The sequence below is a fragment of the Zavarzinia sp. genome (assembly GCF_041650655.1).
In the GTDB taxonomy this organism is placed as follows: domain Bacteria; phylum Pseudomonadota; class Alphaproteobacteria; order Zavarziniales; family Zavarziniaceae; genus Zavarzinia.
This window is the reverse complement of record NZ_JBAZKR010000118.1, coordinates 1-10,775: the sequence shown is the minus strand read 5'-3', so window position 1 is coordinate 10,775 and position 10,775 is coordinate 1. Positions and strand designations below refer to the sequence as shown.

Sequence of the window (10,775 nt, the reverse complement as noted above, 5' to 3'; positions counted from 1 at the left end):
TCAAGCAGGGCGGCAGCCAGGCCTTCAGCGCGGCCATGCCGGCGATGCTGGGATCCACCGCGGCGATCGGCTTGGGCGTGGCCGCCGCTGTCCGCTTCGACGACGCGATCAGCAAGATCGGCACCGCCCTGGGCAAGACTGAGTTCGGCCGGGTCCGCGGCGAGCTGGAAGGCTTGGCCAAGACGCTGGCGATGGACTTCGGCGAGAGCACCGCCGACGCAGCCGCGGCCCTCGAGCTGCTGGTCAAGTCCGGCGTGGCGATCGGCGATCTGAAGTACGCCGCGGCGCCGATCATGGCCGCCGCGAAGGCCGACGGCATGGCGACCGACGCCGCCGCGCAGATCGTGATCTCGACCATCAACCAGTTCGGCATGTCCATGGATCAGGCCGGCCGGACCGCCAACGCGCTGTCGAAGGCCGCGGACGAATCGGGCGCGTCGATCGCCTCGATCGGCGAAGGCATGACCTATGCGGGCGCGTCGGCGCACCGCATGGGCTTCGACGTAGAGCAGACCACCGCGGCACTATCCCTGCTGGACAAGTTCGGATCGAAGGGGTCCGTCGGCGGCACCGGGTTGGCGGCGGTCCTGGATTCGCTGACCTCGCCGCGTAAAGCGAAACACTTTGCCGAACTAGGGGTCGCGGTCACCGACTCGACCGGCAAGCTGCGCCCGTTCATGTCGATCGTCAGTGACACTCAGGCCGCCCTGAGCCGGATCCCCAACGAGGCCAAACGCCTACAAAAGACCCAGTTGCTGTTCGGCGAGCAAGGCAGCCGCGCGCTGGCCGGGCTGGCTGGGGCTGGCACCCAAGCCTTCGACACGATGGTGGACAAGGTGCGCAACGGCACCACCACCGTGCAGGACAAGGCCGACATCATGGCGTCCAGCCTGGGCGGCGTCGCCAAGCGGATCAAGAGCACCTTCGAGGTGATCGCGATCGACATGGCGCAGTCGTTCGGGGCCGGCGGGAAGTCCGGCTTGCAAGGCGTGCTGAAGCTGGCGCAGGACGTTCAGAAGGCCTTCGCCACGATCACCGCCGGCGGTGACATGTCGGCGCTGATGAAGATCGATCCGACAGCGGTCGCGATCGCGCAGGGGATGAAGGCCGCGATCGACGGCGTGAAGCAGGCCTTCCGGGACATCAAGCCGCACGTGATGGCCTTCCTGAAGACGCTGACGCCCGACAAGGTGGCCGCCTGGACCAAGGCGGCCTTGATCTTCGCGGCCCTGTCGCCGCCGTTGCTGGTACTGCTGCCGCTGTTGTCGAGCGGGATCACGCTGATCGGCGGGCTGGGCAAGGTGCTGTTCGGCGCCGGGACGGCCGGCAGCGGGTTGGTCGGGTTCTTCCTGAACATGAAGAAGCTGATCGGCCCCGCCACCGCCGCAATGTGGAAGTACGCCGCCGCCACCTTGGCGGCGAGCAGAGGCTACGGGAACAAGGGCGGCCTGATCGGTCCCGCCCTTCCGCCCGGCATGGCAGGTAAGGGGCCCGGGGTCGCCGGCTACGCAGGCATGGCTGGGCTCGCCTTGACCGCCGGCGCGCTTGTGGGGGCAGGACTGGACGCCTATGGGGAATCCCAGATCGCCGCCGCGGTCAAGGCCAACCTGAAGAAGGGCGAGGCCGTGGATCCCAACGGGCTGATCGCCGCCGCCCCGCGACCGCGGCCACTGCCGAATGTCGCCCAGTACCGGGGGCCGATGGACGAAGCGTCGATCCTGGCTGCCATGCGAAGAGGGGCTCCGCAGACCCAGGCGGCGCAATCGATCGCTACGGCGTCCGAGGAAGTCTCGGTCGGTGGCTTGACGCCTATCCTCCGCCAGCTGAGTGCCGCTTCCGGGCTCGTAAGTTCGATTTCCACGGCGAGCGCCACCACCGTACAGGCAGCAGCAGACGCGGCCGATCTGGCAGCGCGGATCGACTCCCGCGCGTCCATGTCGCTGCACGACAGCCTGGTGGCCGAGTTAGAATACGCCGAGCAAGTCGCCGAGCGGATGCGGAAAACGTTCGTGACCGACATCGCTGATGCGGTCGGCGACGCCTTCGCCATGTACGAAACGAAGGCCGCCGCGGCACGTGCGGAGATCGAAGCCAAGCCGGTGCACGTGACCACCAACGTCAAGCTGGACAGCAAGAACGTCGGCCGCGGGATCGCCAAGGCGCAGCTCGAGTTGAAGGATCGCACCGGCAGCAAGACGACGCCGGTACAGCGGCGGATGATCCTCGAGCGCGGGATCGGAGGGTAGCCGATGGGCCTTGGACTGCCGCAGACCCCATGGCGCTTGATCCGGATCGATCCGCCCGTCGAGGTGTTCGAAGCGCAGTTCATGCCGCAGGAGTACAGCGAGGACGTCACGACCGAATGGGGCGAGGTCAAGATCCCCCGCCGCGAAGATCCGATCCTGCAATGGCTGGCCGGCGCCGCCGAGACCGCCACGTTCACCGCCCGGTTCTTCGACACCGGCGGGTTCAGCCCCACCGCGGCGATCTCCCAAGGCCTGAACGCCCTGGGCGTCCGATCGCTGCGGCAACCTCCCGCGTCCACCGACGGGATCCTCAGCCGCAACGTGGCCCGCGACGTCGCCGCGCTGCGCAAGGCGATCCGCCGCGATCCGAAGCTCGGCCGACCGCCGCGGTTCACCTTCGAATGGGGCGAAAGCGTCCGCTACGACTGCGTGATCCAGTCGCTCGGCGGCGTCAAGTACGGAGAAATGTGGCGCTTCGGCCAGATTCGGGACGTGACGTTCCAGATCACGCTGCGCAAGATCGGCGCCGCCTTCGATCTCGAGCGGGTGGATCCGACCGCCAAGCCGCACGACAGCCTGCACAAGGCCATGCCGCAGGGTGGTACATACGAAGCACTGGCCGCCCGGGAATACGGATCGCCAACGCTGGGGGTGTTCCTGCGGCAGCGGAACACCGCGGCCTTCCCCCGGCCCGGAGATCTGGTGCGGCTGCCCGCCGTCGATCGGTTCACGCGACTGCGGCGCGAGCCGCAGGCGTTCGCCCTATCCGAGGATCCGCGCGCCGCCGCAGCCCGCCTGGCTGCGATCGACGATCGCACCGGATCCCGGGAGATGCCCTTCCTGACGTGAGACCCAGATGCCCGCCGCCCGCCAGACCATCCTGCAGGAGATCGACTGGACGTGTCCGGCGTTCGCGCTGTACGTCGACGACACGCTGGTTGCCGGCGGCAAGTCGGCTGAACAGATGGATCTCACGCAGGACGTGATCTCCGTCGAGTTCGACGACAGCCTGAGCCTCGCGAACGAACTGGCGATCGCCGTCTGCAACGCGGACAACCGCTACACCGACAACAAGATCTTCCGCCCGGGCGCAGAGGTCGAACTGCACCTCGGCTACGGCACCGACACCGCGTACGTCGGCCGCGGCAAGATCACCCGCTTCCTGCCGTCGTTCCCCGCCGACGGGATCCCCACGCTCGACGTCAAGGCCTTGGACCCCTCGCATCGCATGATGAAGGAGGAGTTCGAGATCGCGGGCAGCAAGCGAGTCAACACCAAGAAAACCAAGCGGAAGTTCTACGAAGTCCAGCCTGCCGCCGGCCAGGCCAAGAAGCAGACCAGCGGCCGGGTGTGGAACGGTACCGTCGGATCCATCATCGCGGCGATCTGCACGCCCTACGGGATCACGCCCAGGGTCGATCCCGATCTAGCCGCGATCAAGGAGTCCTTCCCGCAAAAGAAGGGCACCAGCGATTACGACGTGTTGCGCGCTCTGGCGAGCCTGTACCAGGCCGAGTTCTTCATCAAATGGGAGCCCGCCGAGAAGCACCGCGGCACGGCCGGCGGGCTGGATCGCGTCAAGGCCGGCGGCAAGTGGATCGCCCACTTCCGCAAGTCGCGCGAGTTCGCCCGGCAGGCCAGCAAGATCGTCTTCAAGTACGGCGGTGACGCGCCGTCCCTGATCAGCGCGGATTTGCAGTTCGCGATCGACGAGTCGGTCAACGAGGTCGAAGTCCAGATCTACGATCGGAAGGCCCGGGGCTGGAAGGCGATCAACGTCGAGGAAACCGCCCGCGGCAAGAAGGTCCGCTACGGTCGCGGCGTGACCGCCAAGGGCGGCCCGCTGGGGCCGGTGGAAGCCGGGCCCGAAGCGGAAGAGATCACCGACATGTCGCTTGTGCGCCTGGCTGTCGAAGGCCACGGCGTCACGGTCGCCACCCCCCGAAAGTTCCGCAGCGCACAAGCCGCGTTGGACTGGGCGAAGAAGACGATCCAGCAGAACAAGGACGCTTTCCTGACGATCCAGGGAGAGACGATCGGCGTGCCGGATCTCCGATCCGGGCAGACCCACGAGATCCAGGGGATCGGCAAGACGTACAGCGGGGACTACTACTTCACCCAGGTCAAGCACACGTTCAACGCCGACAGCGGCTACCGCTGCCAGTTCTCCGCGAACAAAGTGATCAACCGCCTCGAGGTCTGATGGCCGGCCAGTACCTGCATCGCGAAATCTACGAAGCCACGGTGACCAGCATCGCGGATCCGGAGAAGCGCGGCCGGCTGAAGGTCACCTGCGGCGCGATCACCGCCGAAGGGGCGGATCTGCCCGACTGGGTGGAAATGTCGTCGACGCCCTACAGCGGTCGCGGCGACGCGGGCATGTTCTTCCTGCCGGATCCCGGCGAGGTGGTCGAGATCGAAGCGGTGGTCGGATCCAGCGACGACGACGTGCCCGGGCTGGGGTTGCTGGCGGCGCCTGACTACCGCTGGCGCTGCTGCATCTACCCGGACACGGCAAGCGTCCCGGCCGAGTTCCGCGCCAAGTACGGCAAGCGCATGGGGATCAAGACGCCTTCGGGCCAGATCCTTATGTTCGACGAGGCGTTGAAGGAAGTGATCCTGAAGGCCGGCAAGCTGCGGCTGCTGTCCGAAGCGGCCGACGAACCGATCCCGCTGGGCAACGTGCTGTTGGCTTTCCTGTCTTCCTTCCTGGATCAGTACATGGCGCACACGCACGCGACAGGTGTCGGACCGTCCGGCCCGCCGCTGACCGCCGCACAGACAGCGGCGCTCAAGGCGAACAACCTGACGAACAAGGCGATCCTGTCGGACGCCGCGTTCGTGCAGAAGGGCGGGGGGATCTGATGGCTCTCGACAAGGCCACGCTGAAGACCGCGATCGAAGCGGCGCTCAACGCGCAGTGGGCGGCAGGCGATCTGACCACGCTGAAGGCCGACGTGAAGGCGGCCTTCGACACCGCGTTCGCGGTCACGGATCCGACCCAGGCGGCCTCCGCTCGGCAGACGTGCGCCGACGCGATCGCCACCGCCTGCCACAAGTACGTGCACGGATCCGACGGTGTGCGGATCGCGGCCCTGGCTACCGCCCTGTCGAATGCGCTGGACACGTTCGTCAAGACGGCCACGATCACGATCGATCCGCTCAACGCGGGGCTGCAAACCAGCACGGTCGCCGGCACCCCCACCGCGGGCCCGGCGCTGCCCGTGCCGATCACCGGGGCGGTGAGCTGATGGCAAGAGGACTCGCGATCCCGATCCGGACGGTGCAAGGCCGCGTCGTCACCGTCGACGGCGCAGACCAGATGGATCTCCTGGTGCAGCTGATCCTGGCCGACGGCGAGAACGCCAACCCGTTCAACACGGACGTGGGGACGGCGGCGGGCGTATTCGATTTACAAGACGCGGCCCAGCGGGCGATCCTCGACCGGCGGGTGCGGCAGCACTTCGATCGGCTGTACGCCGACGGGCGGGCCGAGTTGCTGGATCTCAGCGTCCGGAGCGACGACGACGCGGGCGAGACGACGGTGCAGATCCTGTATCGGGATCTCGAGACGGACGAACAGCGGCCACTGTCGGTGAAGATCGGCAACAAGTAGAGGCACGATGGCAAGCACCGTCCAGACCCCAAGCTTTCGCTGGGCGGGTTTTTACTACCCGGAATTGCTCCAGGATCTGATCGCGCACCGCCGGCAGGACGCCCCCGATCTGACCGACGAAGATCCGCACGATCCCACGATCCAGATCCTGCGGGCCTTCGCCGCGGTCGGGCACTACAACAACTGCCTGTTGGACCACGTGGCGCAAGAATCGCTGCTGCCGACGTCCCGGCTGCGCGAGTCGGTCCGCGGCCACCTGAACCTGATCGGCTACCGCCTGAAGCAAGCCACGCCCGCCACCGGCGAAGTGGTCGTGCAGCTGGCCGCCCCCTTGACGGTGGCGACAGGGGTCGCGGCCGGCGCGCTGTTCGCGACCGAAGAGGCGACCGACGATCCCGAGATCGTCTTCGAGCTGCAGGACGACGTGATCCTGTCCGCGTCGGACGAACTGACGCAGGCCTGGGAATACGATCTCAGCACGACCACGTGGACCGATCGCACCGCCAACCTGAACACCGACGCCGACGACTTCGCCGTGGCCGACGACACCGGCGATCTGCTGTACATCGGCCACGACAGCGTGCAGTGGGATCGCCTGGATCTGCTGTTTGCCGCCGCGGTCACCGCGCCTGCGGCAAGCGAAGTCGCCTGGGAATACCACGACGGCGGGCTGGACGATGCCAACCCGTCCAGCGTCGAGATGGTTGGCCCCGTGCTGCGCGTGCACTGCAACAGCTTGCTCGGCACCAGCGATCGCCACGGCGCCGTCGTGCGCGTGCGATCCGCCCTGACCGGGGCCTACGAAGACGCCACGTCGGTGTTCGTCGGCGACAACTACTGCGATCTCGCCGGCTACTTGGGGCAGGCGGTCGCTAGCACGGATCCCACGGACTACATCATCGGCGCGGAATGGAAGGAAGTCCCCGCGCTGGATCAGTCCGTCGCGTCCGACGGACTGACGCTGCAAGTGGCCTTCACCCTGCCGGAAACGACGCAGCGCCGGTGGACCGCCACCACGATCAACGCCGTCGACGCGTTCTACGTGCGCATGCGCGTCGTGAACCACCCGGCGGTGGCGCTGCCCGATCTGGATCGCGCGTACATCGATCAGGGCGCGCAGTACGTGCGCCTGTCGGTCACGCAAGGCGAATCGGCCAGCGACGATCCCGCGGGCAGCAGCGACGGCAGCGCCAGCCAGGCGTTCGCCACCGTGCGCGCCGACGTGATCGAAGGCACCGTGCAGGTGTTCGTCGACGACGGCGGCGGCTACGCCGAATGGGACGTGGTGGCCGATCTCCTTTCGTCGCTGAGCACGTCGAAGCACGCCGCGGTGGACTTCGACGCAGACGGCTTCGCGATCGTCACGTTCGGCGACGGCACCAACGGCGCGATCCCGCCAATCGGCAGCGACATCCGCCTGGACTACCGGCACAACGCCCCCGACGACGGCAACGTGGCGGCCGGCGCGGTCACGATCAACAAGGCCGGCCTGGCGATCGTGGCGTCGGTCACCAACCCGCGGGCGATGGCCGGCTGGAAGATCGCCGAAGGCAGCACGCCCGAAGATCTCGCCCGGATCAAGATCGCCGGCCCGGCGACGCTGCGCACCCGTGGCCGGGCGCTGACCCCCGCCGACTGCGAAGATCTGGCCGAAGCGTTCGTCGCAGCCGACGGATCGTCCCCCGTCGCCCGGGCCCACGCGGTCGAGGAAGGCTTCGGCCCCAAGACGATCAAGCTGTTGGTCGCAGGGGCCGGCGGCGGATCGCTGTCGCAGGACGTACTCGACGAGATCGATCTGCACTTCAACGGCGATCCGGTCACCGGCGAGACAGGCGTGCTGCTGCTGAACAGCGAACTGACCAGCCAGAACTTCGCACTGAAGTCCGTGGCGGTGACCGCGGCGGTGAAAGGCACAGCGTCCGCAACGAAGATCGAACAGGCGTTGATCGCGTTCCTGGACCCGCTAGCCAAGGACGAAGACGGGCAATATGTGCACGTCCCGGCGAGCGTACTGTACCGGGAGAGGATCGCCGCCGAGATCTTCAACGCCGATCCGGGCAAGGTCAAGAACGTCACCTGGACGCTGCCCGCGGCGGACGTGACGCTGGCCGCCGACGAACTGCCGACCCCCGGCGCCATCACCATCACCGTCACCGCGTAGAGGCCCGTCATGTTCACCGCCGGAAAGCCTGGTTTCTTGGCCACCGAAGACCTCGTGCTGTACGCGGCCGGGCTGCGCAAGGTGACGGTGGACGGCGCGGCCTTCGCAGCGCTGTATCTGCACCGATCCGCCGACAACGCGGGGCACGTGATCGTCGTCAACGGGATCAAGCCCAACGGGGTAGCTTACGGGCCGGTGAACCCCGTATGGGTCGCTGCCGGCGCAGTGTGGAAGCTGACCGTGCCGGTGGCAGACTACATGGCTGGCGTGTGGTTCTTCACCATCACCAACTCCAGCGAACTCGACACGCTGCCGGAATACCTGGCGGTCGAGTGGGGCGGCGTGTACGGCGCGCTGTGCGTCGACGCAGGGAGCGCAGCAACCGACGCGGCGGCCGGTGCCGTCGACGCCGCCGCGGCTGCGGCCGACGCAGCCGCCGTTCTGGCCGCCACGCCCGGGATCGCCGGCGACGCTGCCACCGCTGCGGCCGAAGCGACCGCTGCCGCTGCCGACGCGGCTACCGCCGCAGCCCAGGCCACCGCCGCGGCTGCCGACGCAGCCACCGCCAAGACCAACGCCGCCGACGCCAAGACGAGCGCCGACACAGCAGGCACGAAGGCCGACGCGGCAAAGGCCAGCGCCGATCTCGCCAAGACCTCGGCCGACACCGCCGGCACCAAGGCGGACGCGGCGAAGGCTTCGGCGGACACCGCAGGCACCAAGGCCGACGCCGCCAAGGCGTCCGCCGATCTGGCGCTGGCCCAGGCGACCACCGCCGCCGCGCAGTCGACGACGGCCGCCACGCAGTCCACCACCGCTGCGACCCAGGCGACGCTGGCCCGCAAGCTCAAGCAGAACCGCCTGAAGATCGACACCGCGGCCCGCACGCAGATCCTGTACGACGACGACGGCACCACGCCGCTGAAGACCTGGGCGCTCAAGGACGAAAACGGCGATCCGACCGCCACCCGGATCTTCGAACGCGGCGCGCCGGTCTAGGGGATCCGGCATGACCTACGGCCTGAACAGCCCCCTGTACCCGTTCAAGATCGCCGGCTTCCCGATCAACGGGATCTGGACGCTGGCCGGCGTACCCTCGCCCGCCGTTCCGTCCCCCGGCGGGCTGGAAGCGTCCGCGCTCGCCCCGGCCGACGCGCAGTCGCCGAGCGAGCTCGTGATCGATCCGCCGACGTACACCGACGTGCACCCCACCGGCGAGATCTACCCGATGCTGCAAGAGGGCTTGCGCACCGCCGACGAACAGTTGGGATCGGCGATCCTGCGCCGGCTGCTGCAACGCCCGTCCGATCTGTGGAAGCGATCGCAACAGAAGATCTGGCGGCTGACGTTGCTAGCCGATCCGGCACGCACCCCCGACGCCTTGTTGGATCACCTGCGGGCGCACGTCGGATTCGGCGCCGGCAGCGGCAAGCCCGACGAGATCGCGCGGCAACTGTCGCCCGCCGATCTCCGCAAGCTGATCCGCCTGGCCGTCCCCTACTGGAACCGCCGCGGGCTGCGCAGCGGACTGCAGGATGCGATCCGCACCTTCACCGGCGCCTACCCGGCGATCGATGACTTCTTCGCGACGCGCTGGATCGTCGGCGACGTGACGCTGGGCCTGACCGGAGAGCCCGGCGGGGATCCCTGGATCGTCTACGCAAGCGCGGATCCGAACATACAGCGCGTGGCGCGCCAGGATCTCGATCCGCCCAAGCCCGCCTTCCTCGACGAACCGACCGCGCTGACCGCGGAAGAGCAAGTGCCGGGCGACATGCGGTGCGAGATCCGCGTACCGCTGCGGACCACCGCGTTGCAGGAAGTCGTGCTGGATCTGATCGATCTCGCGCGGCCCGTCGGCGAACGCTGGGGCGTGGCGTTCGTCGACTGGATCGACACGTTGCAGGCGGGCCGCAAGGCCTGGTGGAAGACTGTGGCCGGCAGCCCCAGCACGTACGTCGATCCGTCGTCCAGCACCTTGCCGCCGCAACTCGCCGCGTTGTCCCTGCAGCCCGGCACGTTCGAGCGTGTGTCCCCAGGCGGAGAGACCACCTGGACCGATTACGTCTGGCAGGGATCGCTGTCGTACACCGCGACAGGCGTCCGGCCCACGCTGCGCTTCTACAGCCAAGACAACGAGAACCACTACAAGGTGACGTTCACGCCGGGCGGGCTGATCTACCTGATGCGTCTGATCGGCGGCGTGACAGCGATCCTCGCCGGTGACGCCGACGCACCGACAGCGCCAGCTGGGACGCGGGGGTACCGGATCGACGTGCAGCGCAACCGCGACAACACCTCCAACGAGATCCGTGTGTGGTGGGACGGACAGGAGTTGTTCGGCGGGCCGGTCACCGACAACACGTACACCGCCGGTCCCGTCGAGATCGGCAACGCCGTGACGGCTACTGCCGCGGTGCAGTACCATCGATCCGAGATCTTCCAGCGCCCGTTGCGGTACGTGGAAGTCGGCCCCACCTGACGAGGCGAACATGGCAACCGGCGACAAGCGAGTGAAGATCCTGGACAAGAAGGTGTTGGGCTTCGTCGAGATCGGCACCCGCTTCCTGGATCTGCTGCTGAAGGCCAGCCGCGACGCACTGATGCCAGGCTTTCCGCGCCGCGGACTGTTCACCAGCTGCGCGCTGTCAGCCGGCGGCAACGACAAGATCACCCTCGGGCGTCTGTACGGCACCGATGGATCCGGCAGGATCGCCGACGTCCAGGCGGGCGACGCGCTGATCACCGCGAT

General features: G+C 67.8%; 10 protein-coding genes. All 10 read left to right on the top strand.

All coding sequences use genetic code 11. The annotated features are described in order from the left end of the window. The coding region (locus tag WC493_RS19340) for a phage tail tape measure protein (RefSeq protein WP_373067540.1) at positions 1-2,246 on the top strand (2,246 nt) is incomplete at its 5' end. A 3-nt stretch (positions 2,247-2,249) separates the two neighbouring features. Continuing rightward, positions 2,250-3,095 (top strand): hypothetical protein, encoded by an 846-nt coding sequence (locus tag WC493_RS19335; RefSeq protein WP_373067537.1) that lies wholly within the window; start codon positions 2,250-2,252, stop codon positions 3,093-3,095. A gap of 7 nt (positions 3,096-3,102) precedes the next feature. Further along, positions 3,103-4,449, top strand: coding sequence for a phage late control D family protein (locus WC493_RS19330; RefSeq protein ID WP_373067535.1), 1,347 nt, complete (start codon positions 3,103-3,105; stop codon positions 4,447-4,449). Further along, positions 4,449-5,111, top strand: coding sequence for a phage baseplate assembly protein V (locus WC493_RS19325; protein ID WP_373067533.1), 663 nt, complete (start codon positions 4,449-4,451; stop codon positions 5,109-5,111). Before WC493_RS19330 ends, WC493_RS19325 begins: the two co-directional genes overlap by 1 nt. Continuing rightward, entirely contained in the window at positions 5,111-5,497 is a 387-nt protein-coding gene (locus tag WC493_RS19320) for a hypothetical protein (RefSeq protein WP_373067530.1), read from the top strand. Before WC493_RS19325 ends, WC493_RS19320 begins: the two co-directional genes overlap by 1 nt. Continuing rightward, positions 5,497-5,862 (top strand): hypothetical protein, encoded by a 366-nt coding sequence (locus tag WC493_RS19315; RefSeq protein ID WP_373067528.1) that lies wholly within the window; start codon positions 5,497-5,499, stop codon positions 5,860-5,862. Before WC493_RS19320 ends, WC493_RS19315 begins: the two co-directional genes overlap by 1 nt. A gap of 7 nt (positions 5,863-5,869) precedes the next feature. Beyond that, positions 5,870-8,023 (top strand): hypothetical protein, encoded by a 2,154-nt coding sequence (locus WC493_RS19310; protein ID WP_373067526.1) that lies wholly within the window; start codon positions 5,870-5,872, stop codon positions 8,021-8,023. Positions 8,024-8,032: 9 nt separating this feature from the next. After that, complete coding sequence (locus WC493_RS19305; RefSeq protein ID WP_373067524.1) at positions 8,033-9,022, top strand: hypothetical protein; 990 nt, start codon at positions 8,033-8,035, stop codon at positions 9,020-9,022. A 10-nt stretch (positions 9,023-9,032) separates the two neighbouring features. After that, on the top strand, positions 9,033-10,505 hold the full coding sequence (locus tag WC493_RS19300) for a hypothetical protein (RefSeq protein ID WP_373067521.1): 1,473 nt from the start codon (positions 9,033-9,035) through the stop codon (positions 10,503-10,505). A 10-nt stretch (positions 10,506-10,515) separates the two neighbouring features. Continuing rightward, a partial coding sequence (locus WC493_RS19295; protein WP_373067519.1) for a hypothetical protein occupies positions 10,516-10,775 on the top strand: 260 nt, incomplete at its 3' end.